19 protein-coding genes are annotated in these 21,606 nt (G+C 69.7%); 15 read left to right on the top strand and 4 right to left on the bottom strand.

Annotation, left to right across the window (positions count from 1 at the left end; all coding sequences use genetic code 11):
• Positions 1 to 21: 21 nt before the first annotated feature.
• The gene (locus tag JMF97_RS24185) at positions 22 to 972 is read left to right on the top strand and encodes a carbohydrate kinase family protein (protein WP_203223725.1); all 951 of its coding nucleotides are present in this window, start codon (positions 22 to 24) and stop codon (positions 970 to 972) included.
• 24 nt (positions 973 to 996) lie between these two features.
• Here the strand turns inward: JMF97_RS24185 and JMF97_RS24180 are convergent, their stop codons facing one another.
• Positions 997 to 3,147 carry an APC family permease gene (locus JMF97_RS24180; protein WP_203223590.1) on the bottom strand — a complete coding sequence of 717 codons (2,151 nt, stop codon included), beginning with the start codon at positions 3,145 to 3,147 and terminating at the stop codon, positions 997 to 999.
• 117 nt (positions 3,148 to 3,264) lie between these two features.
• Here JMF97_RS24180 and JMF97_RS24175 point away from each other — a divergent pair, with 117 nt between their 5' ends.
• The 7 genes from JMF97_RS24175 to JMF97_RS24145 all read left to right on the top strand — a co-directional run bounded on the left by JMF97_RS24175 (position 3,265) and on the right by JMF97_RS24145 (position 9,858).
• Positions 3,265 to 3,855, top strand: a complete 591-nt coding sequence (locus tag JMF97_RS24175) for a DUF6624 domain-containing protein (protein ID WP_203223589.1) — start codon at positions 3,265 to 3,267, stop codon at positions 3,853 to 3,855.
• Entirely contained in the window at positions 3,848 to 4,189 is a 342-nt protein-coding gene (locus JMF97_RS24170) for a hypothetical protein (protein WP_203223588.1), read from the top strand. Before JMF97_RS24175 ends, JMF97_RS24170 begins: the two co-directional genes overlap by 8 nt.
• Before the next feature lie 18 nt (positions 4,190 to 4,207).
• Complete coding sequence (locus tag JMF97_RS24165; protein WP_203223587.1) at positions 4,208 to 5,002, top strand: AAC(3) family N-acetyltransferase; 795 nt, start codon at positions 4,208 to 4,210, stop codon at positions 5,000 to 5,002.
• A 169-nt stretch (positions 5,003 to 5,171) separates the two neighbouring features.
• Positions 5,172 to 6,188 carry a tetratricopeptide repeat protein gene (locus JMF97_RS24160; protein WP_238360027.1) on the top strand — a complete coding sequence of 339 codons (1,017 nt, stop codon included), beginning with the start codon at positions 5,172 to 5,174 and terminating at the stop codon, positions 6,186 to 6,188.
• A gap of 54 nt (positions 6,189 to 6,242) precedes the next feature.
• Positions 6,243 to 6,521 carry an effector-associated constant component EACC1 gene (locus tag JMF97_RS24155; protein ID WP_203223586.1) on the top strand — a complete coding sequence of 93 codons (279 nt, stop codon included), beginning with the start codon at positions 6,243 to 6,245 and terminating at the stop codon, positions 6,519 to 6,521.
• A gap of 23 nt (positions 6,522 to 6,544) precedes the next feature.
• Complete coding sequence (locus JMF97_RS24150; RefSeq protein ID WP_203223723.1) at positions 6,545 to 8,803, top strand: CHAT domain-containing protein; 2,259 nt, start codon at positions 6,545 to 6,547, stop codon at positions 8,801 to 8,803.
• The gene (locus JMF97_RS24145; protein ID WP_203223585.1) at positions 8,800 to 9,858 is read left to right on the top strand and encodes a tetratricopeptide repeat protein; all 1,059 of its coding nucleotides are present in this window, start codon (positions 8,800 to 8,802) and stop codon (positions 9,856 to 9,858) included. The genes JMF97_RS24150 and JMF97_RS24145 overlap by 4 nt, the downstream gene beginning before the upstream one ends.
• Before the next feature lie 52 nt (positions 9,859 to 9,910).
• Here JMF97_RS24145 and JMF97_RS24140 read toward each other — a convergent pair whose 3' ends face one another.
• The 3 genes from JMF97_RS24140 to JMF97_RS24130 all read right to left on the bottom strand — a co-directional run bounded on the left by JMF97_RS24140 (position 9,911) and on the right by JMF97_RS24130 (position 11,728).
• Entirely contained in the window at positions 9,911 to 10,318 is a 408-nt protein-coding gene (locus JMF97_RS24140) for a UTRA domain-containing protein (RefSeq protein ID WP_203223730.1), read from the bottom strand.
• Complete coding sequence (locus tag JMF97_RS24135; protein ID WP_203223584.1) at positions 10,315 to 10,749, bottom strand: GntR family transcriptional regulator; 435 nt, start codon at positions 10,747 to 10,749, stop codon at positions 10,315 to 10,317. Before JMF97_RS24135 ends, JMF97_RS24140 begins: the two co-directional genes overlap by 4 nt.
• A 235-nt stretch (positions 10,750 to 10,984) precedes the next feature.
• Positions 10,985 to 11,728 carry a helix-turn-helix domain-containing protein gene (locus tag JMF97_RS24130; RefSeq protein WP_238360026.1) on the bottom strand — a complete coding sequence of 248 codons (744 nt, stop codon included), beginning with the start codon at positions 11,726 to 11,728 and terminating at the stop codon, positions 10,985 to 10,987.
• A 247-nt stretch (positions 11,729 to 11,975) separates the two neighbouring features.
• Between JMF97_RS24130 and JMF97_RS24125 the strand changes: the two genes are divergently transcribed.
• The 7 genes from JMF97_RS24125 to JMF97_RS24095 all read left to right on the top strand — a co-directional run bounded on the left by JMF97_RS24125 (position 11,976) and on the right by JMF97_RS24095 (position 21,563).
• A complete protein-coding gene (locus JMF97_RS24125) occupies positions 11,976 to 13,172 on the top strand; it encodes a helix-turn-helix domain-containing protein (RefSeq protein WP_307817092.1) in 1,197 nt (398 codons plus the stop codon).
• 88 nt (positions 13,173 to 13,260) lie between these two features.
• Positions 13,261 to 14,148 (top strand): class I SAM-dependent methyltransferase, encoded by an 888-nt coding sequence (locus tag JMF97_RS24120; protein ID WP_203223583.1) that lies wholly within the window; start codon positions 13,261 to 13,263, stop codon positions 14,146 to 14,148.
• A 228-nt stretch (positions 14,149 to 14,376) separates the two neighbouring features.
• On the top strand, positions 14,377 to 14,844 hold the full coding sequence (locus JMF97_RS24115) for a hypothetical protein (protein ID WP_203223720.1): 468 nt from the start codon (positions 14,377 to 14,379) through the stop codon (positions 14,842 to 14,844).
• Entirely contained in the window at positions 14,844 to 16,241 is a 1,398-nt protein-coding gene (locus JMF97_RS24110) for a hypothetical protein (protein ID WP_203223582.1), read from the top strand. Before JMF97_RS24115 ends, JMF97_RS24110 begins: the two co-directional genes overlap by 1 nt.
• Positions 16,238 to 17,602, top strand: coding sequence for a VWA domain-containing protein (locus tag JMF97_RS24105; protein WP_203223581.1), 1,365 nt, complete (start codon positions 16,238 to 16,240; stop codon positions 17,600 to 17,602). Before JMF97_RS24110 ends, JMF97_RS24105 begins: the two co-directional genes overlap by 4 nt.
• Positions 17,603 to 17,616: 14 nt before the next feature.
• Entirely contained in the window at positions 17,617 to 18,729 is a 1,113-nt protein-coding gene (locus tag JMF97_RS24100; protein ID WP_203223580.1) for an ATP-binding protein, read from the top strand.
• A 56-nt stretch (positions 18,730 to 18,785) separates the two neighbouring features.
• A complete protein-coding gene (locus JMF97_RS24095; RefSeq protein ID WP_203223719.1) occupies positions 18,786 to 21,563 on the top strand; it encodes a DUF5682 family protein in 2,778 nt (925 codons plus the stop codon).
• Positions 21,564 to 21,606: the final 43 nt, after the last annotated feature.

Below are 21,606 nucleotides of genomic sequence, written 5' to 3'. Positions count from 1 at the left end.
TCCATCGCCACCGACCACTTGATGACATTTCCCGGCCGGTTCGCTGAGCAGCTCATCGCCGACCGGTTGCACACCGTGTCGCTGTCGTTCCTCGTCGACGGGCTCGTCGTCCGCGACGGTGGCGTGGCGGCCAACATCGCGTACGGGATGGCACAGCTCGGGATGCCGCCGACCCTCGTGGGCGCGGTGGGTCCCGACTTCGCCGACTACCGGTCCCGGCTGGAACGGCACGGGGTGGACTGCGAGTCGGTCCTGATGAGTCGGTCGTCGTACACCGCCCGGTTCGTCTGCACCACCGACCAGGACTCGTGCCAGATCGCCTCCTTCTATCCGGGCGCGATGGCGGAGGCAGCCGACATCGACCTGGCCGCCGTGATCGGCTCCGAGCCGGTCGACCTGGCCGTCATCGGACCCGATGACCCGGTGGCGATGCGGCGGCATGCCGCCGCCTGCCGTCGTCTCGGCGTGCCCTTCGCCGCCGATCCGTCCCAGCAGCTGGCCCGCATGTCCGGGCCGGACATCGCCGACTTCGTCACCGGCGCGCGGTACCTGCTGACCAACGAGTACGAGTACGACCTGCTGCGCGGCAAGCTCGGCGGAGCCGGCGCCACGGTGCTCGACGCGGTCGACGTCGTGGTGACCACGCTGGCCGAGGACGGGGTCCGAATCCGGGCCGGCGGCGGCATCACCCGGATCCCGGCGGTCACCGGAGCCAGCGTCGTCGACCCGACCGGAGGTGGTGACGCCTTCCGCGCCGGATTCCTGTACGGGGTGACCCACGGGCTGCTGCTCGACGTGGCGGCGGCACTCGGCTGCCAGATGGGGGCGTACGCGATAGGCGCACCAGGTACGCAGGAGTACCGCGTCGTGCCCGACCGGCTCGTCGCGAACCTCTCCGACACCTACGGTCACCGCGTGTCGGTGGCCGTGGCAGAGGTGTTGACGTCGTGCGCCGCAGCGGCGGCCGGGTGACCATGCCCACTGCCTTCGTGGCGCTCAGCGGGTCAGGTGGGTGGGCAGGCTGGTCACGACAATGCCGGGGTGTCGGCGCAGGGCCCGCCGCAGGCGCTGTTCGGTGCGGTAGTGCAGCATCCGCTGCCAGGGATGGTCGACCACCACGTCCGGTACGACGACGGTGATGGTCAGGTCGGGGTGGGTCAGGCCGAGTGCGCTGGCGTACCCGGCGAGCGGCTGGATGATCACGCGGTGCGGCGACAGGATGGTCTCCAGCGGGATGTGGTCGCCCCAGGTGTTCCACTGTTCGCGGAAGTGGTCGGCTTCCGTCCGTTCGGGGCTGACGTGCAGCGCCAGCGCCGGTTGGCCGAGCGAGCCGACGTAGGCGAGGGTGCGCAGCGCCGCCTGGTTGAGGCGGGCCACCGGGACGAGGAAGAGGTGTCGTACCTGCTGCGGGACGACGGCGGGTGGCGCGTCCTCGGCCGGTTCCACGCCAGCCGGATGGTCGGGGTGCAGACCGAGGGCCTGCTGGACGTGGTCGTAGTGGCGGCGTACCCGGCGGAACAGGTAGATCAGCAACGGTACGGCGAGCACCACCGCCCAGGCACCCTCGACGAACTTCGTGACCGCGGCGGTCACCAGCACGACGGCCGACAGCACCGCACCGACGCCGTTGATGCTGGCGCGTCGCCGCCAGCCGGGGTCGCGGTGGTGCCGCCAGTGGTTGACCATCCCGGTCTGGGACAGGGTGAAAGCGAGGAAGACACCTACCGCGTAGAGCGGGATCAGGGAGTGCGTGTCGCCACCGAAGGCCACCAGGATCGCTGCGGCGGCGACCGCGAGCGCGATCAGCCCGTTGCTCAGGGCCAGCCGGTCGCCCAGGTGCAGGAAGCGGCGGGGCACGTACCCGTCGCGGGCCATGAAGTACAGCAGACGGGGCAGGTCATTGAAGGCGGTGTTCGCCGCCAGCAGCAGGACCAACGCCGTCGCGGCCTGGATGATCGCGTACCAGGGGCCGGTGGGGAAGGTCAGCCGGGCCAACTGCGACAGCAGGGTCTGGTCGGCGCGCGGCACCAGACCGTTGAGGTGGAACAACAGGGTCAGCCCGACGAACAGCAGAATCAGGATGCTGATCATCCAGGTCAGCACCGTACGGGCGTTGCGCCACGCGGTGGGGCGGAACACCGGCACCGCGTTGGAGACCGCCTCGACGCCGGTCATCGAGGTCGCGCCGGAGGCGAAGGCGCGCAGCACGACCAGCAGACCGAGCCCTTCCACCGCGGGCGTCGGCGGCGGGGCCACGACGGTGAATCCGCCGGTCGCGGCCCGGACGAACCCGACGGCGATCAACCCGAGCACGGCGACGAGGAAGACGTACGTGGGCACGGCGAAGGCGTTGCCGGCGACCCGGATGCCGCGCAGGTTGCCGATCAGCAGCACACCGATGACCGCCAGCGCGAACGGCACCCGGTACGCGGCGAGGGAAGGCAGCGCCGAGGTGATCGCGGCGACGCCGGCCGACACCGAGACCGACACGGTGAGCACGTAGTCGAGGACCAGCCCGGCCGCGGCAGCCAGGCCGGCGCGCGGCCCCAGGCTGTCGCTGGCCACCAGGTACGACCCGGCGCCGTGCGGATAGGCCCGGACGGTCTGCCGGTACGAGGTGCCGACGGCGACCATCAGCACCACCAGGGCCGCCGCGATCGGCAACGACAGCCCGAGGGCGCCGCTGCCGGCCAGCACCAGCACGGCCAGCATCGCCTCCGGCCCGTACGCGACCGAGGAGAGCAGGTCGGAGGCGAGCACCGGCAACGCGACGATCTTCGACATCCGCTCGCGCAGGATCGACGCGCTGGTCAGCGGCCGACCGAGCAGCAGCCGGCGCAGACCACCGGCGACCCGCCCCTGGGCGGTGTCGGGCCGTTCCACGACCGGGGTGGCGGTGAGCTGACCCGGGGCGTCCGGCAGGAAGAGCATGGCGGCGCGGTGCGCTCCGCCGACCGCCGACGAGCGGATCTCCCCCGCCTGCGGATCCACCGGCAACGCCCGTACCGTGTCAGGGATCTGCCATCGCGCGCCGACCTGCCGCAACACGCCGAGGTCGGCCGGGGACAGCGGCGGCAGCTCGGCGGACGGGCTGAAGGTCGGCGACCCCGCGTCCTCTCCCGGGTCGTGCCCCGACCTGCCCACCATGCCTCCGCCCCGTCGGTGGCGCCAACACCGCGAAACGAGCTGGCCATGTCAGGATGGTGGATGTGACGCACGAGGCTGTCGACATTGCGGAAAAATTGTCCCGCTTCTCGCAGTACGATGCCTCCCTGCTCTGACCGCAGCCTGCCGGCCGATGTCGCCGCCGAACTGGTCGAGCGGATGGACCGGGACCAGGAGGCACGCTCCGGGGTGCCGGGCCGGGCCCTCGACGACGCCTTCTGGGCCTGGGCGTGCCAGGTCGACGCCGACAACACGGCGTGGCTCAAACAGGTCATCGACCGGTACGGCTGGCCCCGGCGGAGCGACGTCGGGCCGGAGGCGGCCACCGCCGCCTGGCTGCTCGCCCAGCACGCCGACCACGACCCGGACTTCCAACGCCGCTGCCTGGCCCTGCTCGATGAGGCGGTCCGCGACGGCGAGGCCAGACCCCGCCACCTGGCCTACCTCACCGACCGGGTGCTGCGCGCCGAGGGCAGACCCCAGCGGTTCGGCACCCAGTTCTGGTACGGCCCCGACAACGCCGGTCCGCTGCAACCCCAGCCGATCGAGGACCCGGAGCAGGTGGACGAGCGCCGCCACAGCGTCGGACTGGACACCCTCGCCGAGTACACCGAACGCCTGCGCCAGCGGGAGTCCGGACCTCAGCCGAGTCCTGAGAGCGGCGAACGATACCCTTGCCGAGGTGAGTGAAGTCCAGGTTGGAGTGCCCTCACGCGCCCGATCATGGCTCGCGGCGGCGACGGTCACCGGCACCGCGGTGGCGGCGTGGGCAGGCTACTGGTGGCTGGCGGTGCCACGCCACGACATCTGCGCGGCAGTCCTACCCGCGTCGGCCGGTTGCCGGATCGCCGACCGGGTGCCCACAGCAACGCTCTGGACGGTGATCGTCGCGGTCCTCTGGTCGGCGACCGTCGTCCTGGCCTTCGCCCGCCCGCGCGGCAGCCGGTGGCCGTTCGTCGCCGGAACCACGGTGCTGATCATTGCGGCGTTGGTCGGCTATCGGAGCGTGCTGTACCAGTCCTGACGGGTGTAGGTTCTGTCGATGATCAACACCGACCTGCCCGCCACCCGCGCCGCACTCGCCGACAACCTGGCGTCGCTCGGGGTACGGCGCGGTTCGGTGCTGCTCGTCCACTCGTCGCTGAAGGCGCTCGGCTGGGTCTGCGGTGGCCCGGTCGCGGTGGTCCAGGCGCTGCTCGACGCGGTAGGCCCCGACGGCACGCTCGTGGTACCAACCCACACCCCGTGCAACACCGACCCCGGCGGTTGGCAGAACCCGCCCGTGCCGGAGTCCTGGTGGCCGGTGATCCGGGAACACATGCCGGCGTTCGATCCGGCGGTGACCCCCAGCCAGTGGATGGGCGTGATCGCGGAGACCGTTCGCACCTGGCCGGGGGCGCGGCGCAGCGACCATCCGCAGGTGTCCTTCGCAGCCCTCGGCCCGGCCGCCGAAGCCGTGGTGACCGGGCACCAACTCGACGACATGCTGGGCGAGCGCTCTCCCCTGGGTGCGGTGTACCGGCTCGACGGTGACGTCCTGCTGCTCGGCGTGGGACACCGCAACAACACCTCACTGCACCTGGCCGAATACCGGGTGCCGGACCCGCCGCGCCGGCAGGAAAGCTCAGCCGTACGCACCGACACCGGCCAGAGGTGGGCACACTGGGAGGACGTCGCCACCGACGAGGGCGACTTCGACCAGTTGGGTGCCGCCTTCGAGGCGACCGGCCGGGCGCGCATCGGGCAGGTGGGCGCGGCCGAGTCCCGCCTGATGCGCCAACGCGAACTTGTCGACTTCGCCGTGGACTGGCTCGCCACCCACCGCCCGCACCGCTGACCGGGCGCCCTCGCCCGGCCCCGGTCGCAGGCGCAGAGACGTGATGGACAAGGGCAATACTCTGCCGTCGTCCGTGGACCTCCGGGTGGCCGGGGTGCCCAACTGCCAACTTTCGTGATCAGGGCGTCCAGGAGAACGATCCGGTGCACGCCGTCCCTGGTGTCGGATCTTGGTCGTTGCCGCCTGTCCGAACGATGTCGGCAGTATCGTGCTGGCCGATGTGGAGGGTCCTTTGATTCATGTTCCGTCGGCTGCCAGGGTCAAGCAGTGGACAGAGGTACACCGGTTGGCGGTGGCTGGCCGAGAGCCGGAGATCGCCCGGGACGTCGCTGCACGGTTAGCGAAGGCATGGCTGCGCAGGTCCATGTTCGCGGATGTCGCAGCCCTCGCGACCGCCACCCTGTCTCTCGGCCCGGACGCCGGCGCTTACTACGACCTGGGCTGGGCCCAATCCTCCACCGGTCAACCCCAACAAGCGCGGCGGAACTTCGACGAGGCTCTACGCCTGTATCGCGAGGCTGGCAACCGCGCCAACGAAGCCGCCACCCTCAACAACCTCGGCCACGCGTGCCACAGCCTCCGCGACACACAACAAGCCCTTACCCACTACCACCAGGCACTCACCATCGCCCGCGACATCGGCGACCGCACCGGAGAAGCCACCACCCTCAACAACATCGGCAGTGTGTACCACGAGCTCGGCGACCGACAACAAGCCCTCACCCACTACCACCAAGCCCTCCCGATTCGCCGGGAAGTCGGCGACCGCGCCGGCGAAGCCACCACCCTCAACAACATCGGCGGCGTGTACCACCGGCTCGGAGACCCACAACAAGCCCTCACCCACTACCACCAAGCCCTCCCCATCCACCGCGAAACCGGCAACCGCACCGGAGAAGCCACCACCCTCAACAACATCTCCGCAGTGCAGTTTCAAGATGGTGATTTCACTGAGGCGAAGCATGCGCTTGGTGAAGCTCTTGAGGTCTTCCGCGTCATCGGCGATCACGCGTCGGAGGCATCGGCGACGTTCAATATGGCCGCTCTGCTCTCCCGGATGAAGCGCCTGGATGAGGCCGTTGAATTCCAGCGTCGGGCGGTGGGTCTGGCCGAGCAGACCAGCCATCCAGGGCTGAATCAGATGCAAGCATTCCTCGTTCAGCTTGAGCAAACGAAGAAGGGATAACCGTTGGGAACTGCCGTACTTGAAGTCTCGGGGCCGAACGCCGCGCGGTGGGCTATGGAGCTGCGCGCCGCTCTCGCCGCGAACGCGGGGCCTGGCGATGAGGTCGGCCCGGTCGAGGTGCAGCGATCCGCCGAGATGGCGATCGCGGTCATCGGGCTGGTGTTCGCCGGGGTCGGCACCGCGAAGACGATCTGGGACTGGTGGCGCTCCCGCCGTACACAGGGGGTCACCGTCACGGTGCTGCTCGGCGACGGTACCCGGGTCGAGGTGTCGAATCTCAACGAGGGGCAGTTGGAGATCGCCTTCCAGCAGGCCGAGTCGCGGGAACGCTGAGAGCGGAGAACAGCGTGACTGAGATGCGCACGTACGAGCTGGAGATTTTCGACCAGACCTCCGACTACTCCGAGCTGCGCCTGTCGACAGGTGTGGGCGCGCCGAAGACCCGTGGGGTGGACCGGGCCGCCATCGGTCGGCTGATCGGGTTGGTGGAGCGTGACTACAGCCAACATGCGGTCGTGCAGCGGGTGTTCGGTGCGCCGCAGCTGCGTGATCTCGGCACGAAGCTGGCTGAATTCCTCGACGGGGATGAGCGGTGGCTGACAGCGGTCCTGGGTCGTCCGCCCGGCACCACGCTGCGTATCACCGCGACCGAGGATTTCCGGCACCTGCCGTGGGAGTTGCTCGCCGCAGACGATGGGTATCTGGCCGTGTCCGGTCACGCGCCGCTGCTTCCGGTACGGGCCATCGGCACCCATACGGCCCTCTCTGCCTCGGTCGAGCCCTCGAACCGGCCGTTGCGGGTGCTGTTCATGGCGACCTCTCCCGAGGGCGTCGAGCCGGTGCTCAGCTTCGAGGCAGAGGAAGCGGCCATCCTGGACGCCACCCGCCGCACCGGCACCGAACTGGCCGTGGAGGAAAGCGGAACCCTGGACGGGCTTCGCTTCCTCAACCTCGACTACGGCGCGGGATACTTCGACATCCTGCATCTCAGCGGCCACGCCAACATCAGCGCAGACGGTCAACCCGTCTTCCTGGTGGAGAACGAGTTCGGTGGGCTCGCCTACGCCACCGCCGACCAGATCGCCCAGGCCTTGTCCGGGCGCTGGCCTCGCCTGGTCTTCGTCTCCGGCTGCCTCACCGGTAACTCCCCCGGCGCCGGGGCGTTCCCCTCGATGAGTGAGAGCCTGGTCCGCGCCGGGGCACCTGCGGTGCTGGGGTGGGCGCTGCCGGTCGGTGACGTGTCCGCGACCGAGTTCGCCGCCAAGCTCTACCAATCACTGGCCGACGGGCAGGCCCTCGACCGGGCCATCGTCGAGGCCCGTCAGCACCTGTACGCGAACCAGCGCGCCAACTGGCACCTGCTGCGCGTGTATGCCGACAAATCTCCACTCGCCCCCATGGTTACGCCCCTGCGCACGAAGGAGCGTGCCCGCATCCAGATCCGGGCCGCCGACCAGGAGTTCCTGGATCCGGAGACTCAAACGTCCCGAGTCGCCTCCCGCGCCACCTTCGTCGGACGGCGGCGGGCCATCCAGCGGTGCCTGCGTACTCTCAAACAACCGCACGGTGACGACGGTGCGGCCGATGCCCTGGTTTTGCAGGGCATGGGTGGTCTCGGCAAGAGCAGCCTCGCCTCCCGGCTGCTGGAGCGGATGCCCACCCACCAGCGTGCCGTCTGGTACGGCCGCGTCGACCTGACCAAGTTCCGGGAACTCACCGAAAAGGTCGATTTCCCCACCAGGGATCAGCAGGTCGAAGCGAATGAGTTGCTGGAGGACCATCGGCTCTCCCTGGCCGTCCGGCTGCGCCGTCTGCTGCATGTCGACGGGCCGCTCGGGCAGACGCCCTGCCTGTTCGTGTTCGACGACTTCGAGGACGGCAACCTCGACGAACGCGACGGCGGCCATGTGCTCGCCCCGGAGATGGCCGACATTCTCCCGGCCCTACTCAAAGCGATCCGTGACACCGACAGCCCCAGCCGGGTCATCATCACCAGCCGCTACCGCTTCCCCACACCCACCGGGACCAGCGTTCGCTTCGAGTCACTGGAAACCCTCACCGACATCGAACAGGCCAAGAAGCTCACCAACCTGCCGAACCTGCGCCCCGGCTCCCCCGTCGACCCCGACATCCGGGAACGCGCCATCGAGGCCGCCGCCGGCAACCCCCGCCTGCTCGACTGGCTCGACCTGATCGTCGCCGCTCCCGATCTCGACATCGACGCCCTCATCACCGCCATCGAAGCGGAAGCCGACCGGTTCCGCCGGGAGACCATCCTCGCCAAGAACCTCCTCGACTCCCAGGCTCCTGAGCTACAGAAGATGCTCGCCAAGGTCAACGTCGTGGAACTCCCCATCCCCGCCGACACCGTCCACGCCCTCCACGACCACCCCGATGCCACCGCCCACATCAAACGCGCCGTCCAACTCGGCCTGATGGAAGAAGGCACCGACCCGGAGACCAACCAGCCCCGCTACTACGTCTCCAACGTCCTGCGTCCCCTCATCCGCCCCCTGCTCAACGACGACGAATACACCCAAGCCTGCGCCGCCGCCGCCCGATCCCTCTACAAACTCTGGATCACCGATCCTGACACGGCCGGGTCCGTGTCATGACCACCCTCGCTCAAGGGGTAGAGGTGCACCGGCTGGCGGTGGCGGGCCGGGAGCCGGAGATCGCCCGGGACGTCGGTAATCGGGTGGCGAGGGTGTGGCTGTCTACGTCCCGATTCGCGGATGTCGAGGCCCTCGCGACCGCCACCCTTTCCCTCGGCCCGGACGCCAGCGCCTTCTACAACCTGGCCGGGGCCCAGTCATTTACCGGTCAACCCCACCATCCCCTGGAGAACTACGACAAGGCCCTACGCCTGTACCGCGAGGCCGGCAACCGCGCTGGCGAAGCCGCCACCCTCGCCAGCATCGGCCACGTGTACAGCCGGCTCGGCGACCCACAACAGGCCCTCGCCCACTACCACCAAGCCCTCCCCATCCAACGAGACCTCGGCGACCGCGCCAACGAAGCCACCACCCTCAGCAGCATCGGTCGCGTGTACAACGGGCTCGGTTACCAACAACAAGCCCTCAACCGCTACCACCAAGCCCTCCCCATCCAACGAGACCTCGGCGACCGCGCCGGTGAAGCCACCACTCTCAATAACATCGGCAGCGCGTACCACGGGCTCGGCGACCCACAACAGGCCCTCGCCCACTACCACCAAGCCCTCCCCATCCAACGAGAGATCGGCAACCGCACCGGCGAAGCCGCCGCTCTCACCAACATCGGCGGCGTGTACCACGAGCTCGGCGACCTGCAACAAGCCCTCACCCACTACCACCAAGCCCTCCCCATCACCCGCGACATCGGCGACCGCACCTGCGAAGCCGCAGCCCTCAACAACATCGGCGGCGTGTACCGCCTGCTCGGCGACCCACAACAGGCCATCTCCCACTACCGCCAAGCCCTCCCCATCCGCCAGCAAGTCGGCGACCGCGCCGGCGAAGCAGTCACCCGGTACAACATTGCGATGATTTATCGGGATGAGGGGGATCTCGACGAGGCGATCGGCGAGCTTGAGATCGTTGTCGACCTCGACCGCCAAGTAGGCCACCCGGACCTCGCATCCGACACGGCCATGCTCGAGCAACTACGTCAAGAGCGAGATAGGGAGTAGCCATTTCACCCCTGGTAGCTGACTCGGAGCTGTCCGAAACCGCGACTACAGCTCAGCGTCGATCACCGTCTCTGAGGTTGCTCTCGCCGGATGGGGACCAGGGCTCGATGGGCATTTCGTAGACGAGGCGGTATCGGTCGCCGGGGAAGACGATGTCGGCGGTCTCGACTGCGGCCGGCCCGGCGTAGTAGGTGCGCTCGATCGCGATCACCCACCTGCCGTCACGCGGGTCGAGGTCGAGTGCGGTGATCTCTTCGGGCATTGCCGGTCGGGTGGTGACCTCTTCGACGAATCGGTCGATGGCCACGCCGATGAAGTCCATCCGGGCGACCACGCCGACAACCGGCCCGCGCTCGGGATATTCGACCTGCGTGCCACCGGTGACGGCGATCGGCTCGTACGAGTCCGCGAGCTGGATCGGGTTGTCGTCCGCGAGGTACCGGCAGCTGGTGTGCATCACGGTGTCGCCAGGCAGGATGCCGAGTCGTTCAGCGATGTGCGGGGGTGCTGGATCCTCACGCTCTCCGACTCCCAGGTCGGTCGTCTTCCGGCCGCTTCGCTGTCGCGGGCGAATGGAGAGGTGCTGCCGAGGCGTCTGCGCATGTCTCGGGAGTGGGCGCGGCGCACAAGCTGGGTACGGTCGCGCACGTAGTTGCCGGAACCGCGTCGCCCCTCGATGAGTCCTTCGCTGCGCAGCAGAGTGAGGGCGTGCTTGACGATCGTCGTGGAATAACCCCACCACTGCTGTAGCTCCTTCTCGGTGGGGAGCTTGTCGCCCGGGGCCAGTTCACCAGAGAGGAACCGCGAGCGCAGGTCGTCCACGACGCGCTGATAGTTCGGCGGTTCCTTGTTGGTCATGAACAGCCCTTCCGGATCGGTGCAGGTGTCCACGTCAAGTCGACCATGCACCCGAGGACTCAGCAGCGAAGGCTGTGGGGACTCATCGCCATTGGCCGATTGTGGCAGCGCAGCTGGCTCCGGCCCGGCGTGTAGGACAGGAGCGCTGCCACGCAAACGGCACAGGCGCAAAGCAGCCCCGCCAGCCCTCTTCTCGGTGCCTCATTCACGGACCTCGACGCACTGGTCGTCGCCTTTGAGGACAAGGCAAGCGGTTGTGGGCCGTCCCTCAATTTTGTGGATCGGCGGGTCTGCTGTCGGCCCAGAGCGACTCGAAGTGCTCCACGTACCGGTCGAACACTCCGCCGTCCTGCGCACGCCGCAGGTGCAGCGTCACCGAGTCCTGGCCGAGCCCAGAACCGATATGCGTGGCAACGATGGCCTCGTCGTCGAAGACCCACACGGACATGGCGATATGGCGATCTGACAGCCGGACCGGAACCGTCGCATCGACCTTGCTGATCTCCGCGCGCGTCATCGCGATGCGCGTCGCCAGCGTGAGCGGAGTCGCTTCCAGCCGGTCGCGCTCGGCGGTGACGGGACTGTCCGGGTCGCCGAGCAGGAAGCGCAGGTCGGCCCCGGCGTTGGCCTTGGCGGCGAGAGTAGTGGCCGCGTCGGGTATTTCCAGCCACAGGAAGTAGCTGGTGTATCCGCCAAACCACATTCGTGAGTTGGCGCGCTCGATCGCCTCGCGGAAAACCGCTCGGGGCAGGTCTGCGCGGCGCGGGTACATGCCGACCAGTTCCCGGTCGGTCCCTACCTTCGCAGCGCGTCGGATGATCTCAGGCCACAGCACACCTACATCTTTGCCCAGCACCGCGGCCGCACGCACCCTTGAGCGGGGGTGCGGCACGCGCCCTCGACTGACCCACCTTTCCACGGTCTTTGCGTCCACTTCGCAGCGTTCGGCCAGTTCAGCAGCGGTGAGTCCGGCTGTCGCCATCGCTTGCCTGAGGCCATCGTTGCGTGCCATGGCAGGGGGACCTTTCGTAGACGTCCCTTAATGGTCACACGCCAGCGGTGCAACCGTCCGTGACGCACCGGCAACCTTTTGCATATGTCGCGAGCTGCCACGAGCGGGCATCGATGCAGCAAGTCCGGTCCCTCGACCCCCATTACGAGATGAGAGAGATCGTGCTTCACATGGTCGTGTCGGTTGTACTCGGCGGGCTGTTACCGGGTTTCCTGCTTGGGCTGCTCGCGTTCAAGGTGAAGTCGCGGTGGTGTCCGCGGTGTGGGGAGTCCACTCACACGATGCCGCCCGCCGGGGGCAGTCGATGACCCACCGGCGGGACCACAGCTCTGTACCGCTCGGGCGGCGGGTGGCCGAGTTGCGGGCTCACCGGGGCATGAGCCAGCAGGCCTTCGCCGATCGGCTCGGCAAGTCGAAGAGCTGGGTCGACAAGGTCGAACGCGGCGTACGTCGACTCGACCGGTACTCCGTGATCCGAGACATCGCCGAGGTGCTGCGTCTCGACCCGCAGATGCTGCTCGGCCCCCGCCGACCACCGGCCCCCGCGCCCGCCGAGAACGGGATCGACGCGGTCCGGGCCGCCCTGGCCTGCAATCACCACCGACCCCAGCGCACGGTTACCGGGCAGCAGGCCGGCGGCCAGGTCGCGTACGCCTGGATGGCCTACCAGCACGCCCGCTACCCGCAACTGCTCGGCGTGCTGCCCGACCTGCTCGACGCGACCCACGGCACCCGGAGCCTGCTGGTTTCCGCGTACCGGCTGACCGCCAGCGTGTTGGTCAAGCTCGACCACGCCGACCTTGCCTGGCTCGCCGCCGACCGGGCCGTCGCCGCCTCCGCCGGTGACCCCACCCGCACCGCCAGCGCGACCATCGCTGTCGCCCAGGCCCTGCGCGCCCTGGGCCACCACCGGATCGCCCTCACCGCTGCCCTGGCGGCGGCGGACCCCGCAGACGACGACGTCGTACGCGGCAGCCTGTACGTCCAGGCCGGGCTCGCCGCCGCCGGCTACGGGGACCGCCGCAACGCTCACGACCTGCTCGATCATGCTGCCGCTCTCGCCGACCGACGGGGCAGCGACACCGACCCGCACCACACCGGCTTCGGATCGGCTGCCGTCCAGACGGCTCGGTCCCTGGCCGCGCACCGTCTCGGCGACACCGCCGAGGCGATCCTGCGCCACGAACGTGTCATCCGCAGCGACGCCTGGTCGCGCCTGCCGCCCGAGCATCGCGCCGCCCACCTCATCGATGCCGGCCGTGCCTACCTCGACGCCAGCCGCCACAGCCGAGCCGGGCAGGCGCTACTGGCGGCTGACTGCATCGCGCCCGCCGAGGTCCGCAACCGTCCGGCCGCCCGTACGCTGCTCGCCGAGATCATCCGGGGCGGACCGGCGGCGGCCGACGTCGCGCGACTGGCCACGGTCGTCGGCCTCACCCATTGAATGTCAGCTATCCGCTTGGATCGAAATGCGCGACGGAACCATTACTCTCCGCGTAACTGGTGCTCATCTGCCGTGCTAGCTTGCGTCGATGAGTTCGTCACCTGAACGCGTCTTTGTCTCCGGCCACGTTGATCGCGTCGCTGACTACTATGACGACAACACGCGTCGGTTTCTTCTGGTTGCCGAGAGCCCTGGCGGTGACGCTATCCACCGGGGTGTGTGGACGCCGGATGTCGTGAACGCGGCGCAGGCAATGGACACGGTCAATCGCCTGATGATCGAGCGTTTGCGCGGGCACATTCCGTCGGGCACCGCACAGGTGCTTGACCTTGGCTGTGGCGTCGGCGGGACGATGGTGCGCCTGGCCCAGGAGGTGGACGGGTTCATTTCCGGGGTGACCATCAGCCGTGTGCAGGCCGAGATCGCCGCGAAACGGTTCGCCCGCGAAGGATTGACCGACCGCTGCCAGGTGATCTGCGCCGATTTCGCCGAGCTTCCTGCGGAGCCGCATTACGACGCCATGGTCGCTGTCGAGGCGGTCGTTCATTCGCCGTCGTTGGAGAAGCTGCTTCCGTCGCTGGTGGATCGTCTGCGTCCTGGCGGTCGCCTCATTCTGTGCGACGACTGGATGACCGACAAGGATCGCGGGCTGGCCGCTCGTGAGCGTTGTCTGGACCAGTTCCGCGCCGGGTGGCGGGTCGGAAGTCTGCACACTGTCGGCGAGTTGGTCGCCATGTCTGAGCGCGCCGGCTTGCGCCTGGTCGAGGATCTGGACCTGACCGCATATCTGCATCTCGGTCGGCCACGCGACCGCCTCATCAAGGTGGCGGTGGGCGCCACCGCGGTAGTCCCTCGGCTTCGCGACCGTCTTGTGGAGATGCCGTTCTGGGCCAACATGATCGGCGGATCGGCGTTGCAGACCGGATTGTCGCGGCGGTGGCTGGAGTATCGCCTGATCGTGCTGGAGAAGGCCTGAGTGTTCGTCCGGGGCGTCGCCGCCGGGCCGCAACCCTGGTCGCCCCGGTAAACGTCCCGCGACTCGGACGGCGGCGCTGAAGTGTCGTAGCCATCCGTCATGATCCTCCCGTCATGGCGGTGCCGACATCGGTCGGTGCGGCTTCACCACGCGCGGACGGTGTCCGCGACGGGGGCGGGGAGGACACAGGTGACGGACGCTGACGGGACGGCCTGGCGGCGCAGTAGCGTGCTGGCGGTGGTGCCGCCCGCCCGGCCGCGCAAGTTGGCGAAGGTGCCCTTCGTCGAGTTGGCCGACGGGCGGCTACAGGGTGTGGTCTCCAGCGGTTCGGACATCGAACGGGTCTATGTCTCGTCCGTGGCCGCCGGCAGCCACGCCTACCACTGCAGCACCAACAACAACCGGCCCTGCGGTGGGCTGCGCGGCGCGCCCTGCAAGCATCTCGAAGCCCTCGCCGAGGAGGCCGTCCTTCAGTACGGCGTGGACCGGGTCGCCCGCTATCTGCGGGTCGACGCCGGTGAGGGGGTACGCGGCGGAGCCGACCTGCTGGCCCGGATGGACACCCGGCACGAGCCGACCCCGGCCGCGGTGGTGTTCAGCCGGTTCCTGCGTCACCTGGCGTACCTCGAACTGCCGGACAGCACCACCGTGCTGCCCGAGTTGCACTGGTTCCCGGCCACCGGGGCGGTGCGCTGATGCTGAGCACACAGCTGGCGCAGTTGCAGGAGAACGTGCCGGTGGGGCTGGCCGACGCCGATGCGGTGGTCGCCGGGTTCGACGACGCCCTGGTCGGTGGGTTCGCGCGGGTCGGTGACGAGGCTGCTGCCGCGCTGGCGGCCCTGGCCGGAGCGGTCGCCGGCACCCCGCTGCACGACCGGGTGGCCGAGGCGGTGGCCAAGGTGACCGCCGGGTCGTTCAGCCAGGAGGATCTGGCCGCCCTGGCTGGTGCCCGGTCGGCCCTGCTGGGTGCGGCCCACGACGCGCTGCTGGGCCAGTTCGACGCCGCCGTCGGGCGCGAGCGGACGCCGTGGTCGGCGTCGGTGGGCGTACCGGCGGAGGTGTCTGCGCCTCGTGGCGCGGCGCGGGCCTGGTTGCACGAGGCGGCCGTGGCGGGGTGGCGGGGGGTCGACCACGACCTGCTGTCGGCGGTCGGGACGCCGGTCGAGGCGGCCCTGGCCGAGCCGGGGCTGCGCCGGTTGGCGGTGCTGCTCGACGGTCTCGCCGCCGAACTGCGGGCCAGCCTTCCGGTGGCGATGATGGCGCAGGTGCCGGCGCGGCGCTGGGCGGATCTGTGGTCCCGGGCCGTGCTGCTGGCCCAGGACTGGTCGGTGCCGGACGGCGACGTCGAGACGATCACCGGTCGTCTGTTGCCGCTCGGCGTGGACATCCGCGAGCACGGCACGGCCATCGGGGTGCAGGTGCACGGTGTTCTCGAACCGGCCGAGGGCGGAGCGGCCCGGCTGGTGCGTACGACGGTGGTGGCGGCGAAGGTCGAGACAATCACCGGGCCGGCGGTGTGGCGGCTGTTGCAGGCACATCCGGTCCTGCTGGCCGCGTTGGCGCAACGCCGCGCGGTGACCGTGACCGACCTGCCGATGCACGGCGGTGACCTGCGGTGGATCGACGCTCAGGCCCGCGTCGGTGAGCCAGCCGACCCGTTCGCCACCGCCCGGTTGCTGCTCGCTCCGGCGGTCGCGGCGGCCACCGCGCCGTTGGACCGGCACCCGACGGCGATCGCCGAACCGGTGCTGTTGGAGGGCTACACGGTGCGGCAGGACGACGACGGGCTCACCGTCGAGTGGGACGGCCAGCAACTTCCGGTCGCCGTCGACCGGCTGCCGGCGGCCGGTCCGCTCACGCCCGCGCTGGTGGCCGCCTCCTCGTGCTGCCTCGGGTTGCTGCGCTTCGACGGGGGTCGCTGGCTGGTGCAGCCGTTGGCGGTGCAGGCCACCGTCAAACGCAAGCCCGTCGAGGCGCACAACGGTGACTGGTCCGAAGGGATCACCGACCCGAAGGTGGCGAAGGTCGAGGCCAAGGCGGGCGACGCGGTGGCGGTGCTGCGCGAGCGGGCGGGACGGTTGCTGCGCCGATGACCGACTCCGACCTCTCCCCCGACGACATCAGCCCCGGCGACCTGGCCGCCGCCAACCGCCGCCAGGTGCTCTACTGGCGGCTGCTGGGCCGTATCTTCGACCCGGACGAGCAGCCCGCCCTGGAATCGGCGAGCATGGCCGTGGTCGAGGACCTGGGTCTGCCCGCCATGCTGCTGGACCCGACGGTCTCGGTGGACAACGTGGTCCAGCGGTTCCCGCAGCTCGCCGACGAACTACGCGGCCTGCTCGCGGACACCGAAGCCGACCCCGCCGACGAGGCCGCCGGGCCGCACCGGCCGGGCGAGGCCGAGGTACGCCGGGCTGCGCTGGTGTCGAAGCTGCTGCTCAACGTCTTCGCCACCGGTGCGGGGCCGGTCAGCGCCGGGCAGTTGGCCCGGTGGCAGTCCGACGCGGGCTGGTTCGAGCAGGCCCTCGGTGGCGAACCCGGCGAGTTGCGTCGGCAGGGCACCGGGCTGGGCTCCACCCTCGCCGGGATCGAGGGTGACCTGGTGAACCGGATGCATCTGCGGGAGGTGCTGGCGGATCCGGCGTTGGCCCGGCAGCTCACCCCGAGCATGTCGCTGATCGAGCAGCTGCTGCGGGACAAGGCCAACCTGTCCGGGGTGGCGCTGGCCAACGCCAAGTCGCTGATCCGGCGCTTCGTCGACGAGGTCGCGCAGGTGCTGCGTACTCAGGTGGAGCAGACCACGGTCGGGGCGATCGACAGGTCCGTGCCGCCGAAGCGGGTGTTCCGCAACCTGGACCTGGACCGCACCATCTGGAAGAACCTGCCGAACTGGAGTCCGGAGGACGAACGGCTCTACGTCGACCGGCTCTACTACCGGCAGACGGCCCGCAAGACCACGCCGTCGCGGCTGATCGTGGTGGTGGACCAGTCCGGGTCGATGGTCGACTCGATGGTCAACTGCACCATCCTGGCGTCGATCTTCGCCGGCCTGCCCAAGGTCGACGTGCACCTGATCGCGTACGACACTCGGGCGCTGGATCTGACCCCGTGGGTGCACGACCCGTTCGAGGTGCTGCTGCGCACCAACCTGGGTGGTGGCAACGACGGGCCGGTGGCGATGGCGATGGCCCGCCCGAAGATCGTCGAGCCGAGGAACACCGTGATGGTGTGGATCTCGGACTTCTACGAGTTCGACCGCTCCCAGCCGCTGTTCGACGGCATCGAGGCGGTGCACCGGTCGGGGGTCAGGTTCATCCCGGTCGGCTCGGTCAGCAGCTCCGGTCAGCAGAGCGTCAACCCGTGGTTCCGGCAACGCCTCAAGGACCTGGGCACCCCGGTCATCTCCGGCCACATCCGCAAACTCGTCTTCGAGCTCAAGAGCTTCCTCACCTAGGAGAGACACCCCTCATGTCCGAGATGTTGCGTGCCCCCGCCGAGGTCAAGTACGCCGACGAACTCGCCTACCTGGAGTCGGTGGACACCGGCCCCAAGCCGTACTCGTGGCGGTTGAGCCCGCGCATGGTCCGGTTGTTCGTGCTGGGTTCGGAGCGCGCCGACGGCCTGGACCGGGACATCCCGCAGAAGTGGTTCGGTGACCGCAGCTTCGTCGAGCGCAGCATCGTCACGCTGGCCTCGGATCGGGGTCTGCTGCTCATCGGTGACCCGGGCACCGGCAAGAGCTGGCTGGCCGAGCTGCTGGCCGCGGCGATCTGCCGTAACTCGACCCTGGTGGTGCAGGGCACCGCCGGCACCACCGAGGACCACATCAAGTACTCGTGGAACGTCTCGATGGTCATCGCCAAGGGGCAGTCCCGTGAGTCGATGATCCCGTCGCCGATCATGACGGCGATGGAGCAGGGGGTGATCGGCCGGTTCGAGGAGCTGACCCGCTCCACGAGCGACGTGCAGGACGCCCTGATCTCGATCCTGTCGGAGAAGTACGTCTCCATCCCCGAGCTCAACGACGACAACATCGTCTTCGCCAAGCCCGGTTTCTCCATCATCGCCACCGCGAACAGCCGGGACCGGGGCGTCAACGACCTGTCCTCGGCGTTGAAGCGGCGGTTCAACTTCGTCCGCATTCCGGTGGTCACCAACAAGCGCAGCGAGGCGGAGATCGTCCGATTCCGTACGGAGGAATTGCTGCGCCGCCACCACGTCGAGCTGGACGTACCGCCGACCCTGCTGGACATCCTGTTGCAGAGCTTCGCCGACCTGCGGGCCGCCGCCACCTCCGCCACCAGCGACGACGAGAAGCTGGAGTCGGCGCTGTCCACCGCCGAGCAGATCGGTGTGCTGGAGGACGCCATCCTGCACAGCCAGTTCTTCGGTGACCGCACCCTGCGGGCCGCAACGCTGGCCGGGTCGCTCGTAGGGTCGCTGGCCCGGCGCAGCCCGGAGGACCTGGCGATCCTCAACAAGTACCTGCACGCGGTGGTGGAGCCGCGGGCCAAGCAGGACGGCGGCGAGTGGAACGATTTCCTCGACGGTGGCCGCCAGACGATCGCCGCCCTGTCGTGACCGCCCCCACCACCGCCTCCGCCGCCACTGCGGCACCGGCCTCCGCTGACGCCTCCGTGGGCGCGTTCGCTGCGTTGCGGGAGCAGCTCACCGACGCCGCCGCCGCGTTCGCCGGTGGCCCGGACGCCCTCGCCGACATCCTCACCGGGATCGTCGACGACGTCGACCGGGCCCTGGGCGAACGGCTGGAGATCTTCCCGGTGTGCCATCACTCGCCGGCCTCCGCGCTGGCGATGGTGCGCCGGCTGCGGCAGAAGCAGCCCCGGGTGATCTACCTGGAGCTCTGCGAGGATCTCCAGCCGGTGCTGACGGAACTGCGCAACTGCCGGCTGCCGGTGGCGGTGCAGGCGTTCGCCTCGGAACTCGACGGCTTTCCGGCCGCGTGGGCGCCGCTGAGCGTGATCGCGCCGGTCACCGAGGCGTCGGCGGAATACCAGGCCATCGCGTACGCGCTGGAGACGCCGGGCGTGGAACTGGTGCTGGTGGACCGCTCCACCGACCACGTCTTCCAGTGGTCGCCGCGTGACGAGTCCCCGGCGTCGGAGGAGTCCACTGCCGACGGGGCCGACGACCAGGCCGCGCTGCACGGCGACGCGGTCGGCGTGGAGATCGGCGACCTGCGGCCCGGCTTCGCCGAGTTGGAGGCGTACCTGCTGCACCACGGCAAGGTGCGGCACTGGTCGGAATGGTGGGACAGCTACGTCGAGCGGCCGCTGGCCGCCGCCGACCACGACACCTACCGCCAGGTGATGGTGCTGATCGGCAGCCTGTTCCGGCGGCTGCGTCCGTCGTCGTCGCAGCGTACCGACCGCGACGAGGACCGCGAGCGCTACATGTGGACCAGGATCCGGCAGCACCTCGCGGCCACCGGGGCGGACCCGGCCGACTGTCTGTACGTCTGCGGGGCGTTCCACGCCGCCAGCCGGGTCGAACAGTTCGGCCTCGACTCCCCCGCCCCCGACTTCGACATCACCGACCGCACCGCGACCAGGTGGCAGTACGGGCTGATCCCGTCCAGCCACTCGGCGATCGAGGCGCAGTTCGGTCTCGCCCCCGGGTCGGTGTCGATCGCCGCCGCCACCTGGAGCAAGGCGGTGAGCGCCTCGGGTGTGACGCCGTACCGGTTGGGGGGTCAGCGGGGCGCGACGAGCCGTAAGCGACGTGGCACGCCGGAGGCCGTGCCGGTCGGGCCGGTCACCGACCGGCTCTCCGGTTTCCTCGCCGCGCCGCCGACCCCGGACGGGCTGGACGAGGCGGAGCTGCGCAGGTGGTGCGTGGACATCGTCCGGTTGGCCCGCCGCAACGGGTACCTGGCCAGCACCGCCGACGCGATAGCGGTGTTCGAGACCTCGATCCTGCTGGCCGGGCTGCGCAACCGGGCCCGACCCACCCCGTACGACTTCGCCGACGCGGCGGTGACCTGCATCGAGAAGGACGTCGTACCGGGTCGGCGGGACGTGCGGCGGCTCTGCGAGATCCTGCTGGGCGGGGACCGGATCGGTCAGGTCGGCTACGACGCCCTGCCGCCGTTGGCCCGGGACGTACTGCACCGCCTTGCGCCGCTCGGGCTGGACCTGGAGAAACGCACCGTGCAGCGGGCGTTGCTCGACCTGCAGGGCAGCCCGGAACTGGCCGGCTGCTCGGATCTGCTCTGGATGCTGCGGCACCTGCTGCCGCCGGGCGCGGTCCGCCCGATCATGGGTGAGCGTCGGCTGGGCCACCGGTCGATCCAGGAGAGCTGGGATCTGGCGCTGGGTCGCCACCAACGGGCGCTCATCGAACTCGGCTACGAGGGGGTGACCGTCGAGCAGGTGCTGGAGCAGCGCCTGCGTCGGGCGGCGCACGGCCCGGAGGCGACGGCCGTCAGCGCTCTCACGGCGGTCGAGGACGCCATCACGCTGTTGAACAGCCCTCGGCTGGTCGAGGAGTTGGGCAGCCGGGCGGTCGGGTTGCTCGCCGGCGAGCGTACCGTCGACGACGCCCCGGAGGTGCTGCGCCGCATCCGCCGCCTGCTCGCCCACCACCAGGCCACTGCGGCGGGGCTGCCGGCCTGGTGCGAGGCGTTCGTGACCACCGGGTACGCCCACTACTGCACGTTGCTGCCGACCGCGTTCGTCGACGGCGAGACCGGCGTACGGCAGGTCGGGGCGATGCTCGGCTTCCTGTTCAGCCTGGAGAGCCTGGCGCTGTCCCTGGGCTGCGACCGGTCCCAGCTCGAACTCGCGTTGGGTCAGTCCCACCCCCAGGCGCCGCCCAAGGTCGCCCTGCTCTGGGCGGCCCACCACCAGCTCGGCCTGCTGCCGTTGCCGCAGTTGCGGCAGCGGTGCCGGGAACTGCTGTCCAACCCGCTGGTGGTGCCCGCCTTCCCGCAGTACCTGTCCGGTTTCGTGCACGCGCTGGAGCCGGTGCCCGGGCTCGCGCCGTTCGTGGTGGAGACCATGTCGACCGCGTTCGCCCGGCTACCCGACCCGGTGCTGCTGCCCTGGCTGCCCAACCTGATCACCGCGCTGCGTGAGCACGGGCCGGAGTTGGTGCCGTTGCTGGTCCGGGAGGCCGGGCGGACCTTCCCGGGCACGCTGTCCGCGCTGGATTCCTGGGTGCCGCCCTGGTCGGGCACCGCTCCCGCGGCCGCGCCGGTCGTCCCGCAGCGGCCCGTGGGGCAGGTGCACGGCCTGCTGGCCGAGCACCGGGAGCCGGTGGACGCGGTCGCCGCGCTGCTCGGTGTCGAGGGTGGTTGGCGAAGCCCCGACGACGGCGGGACGGGTACGGGCGTCCTCGTGCAGGCCCATCCGGGATCCGCCGAGGCGATCGCGACGGTGTTGCGACTGTCGTGATCCGTCGCCCCGACAGCGGACGGGGTGATTCGGGCAGACCCGA

The sequence above is a fragment of the Micromonospora fiedleri genome (assembly GCF_016774385.1).
Lineage (GTDB): Bacteria > Actinomycetota > Actinomycetes > Mycobacteriales > Micromonosporaceae > Micromonospora > Micromonospora gifhornensis.
Note: the sequence above shows the minus strand (reverse complement) of the source record. Positions and strands in the feature narration are given on the sequence as shown.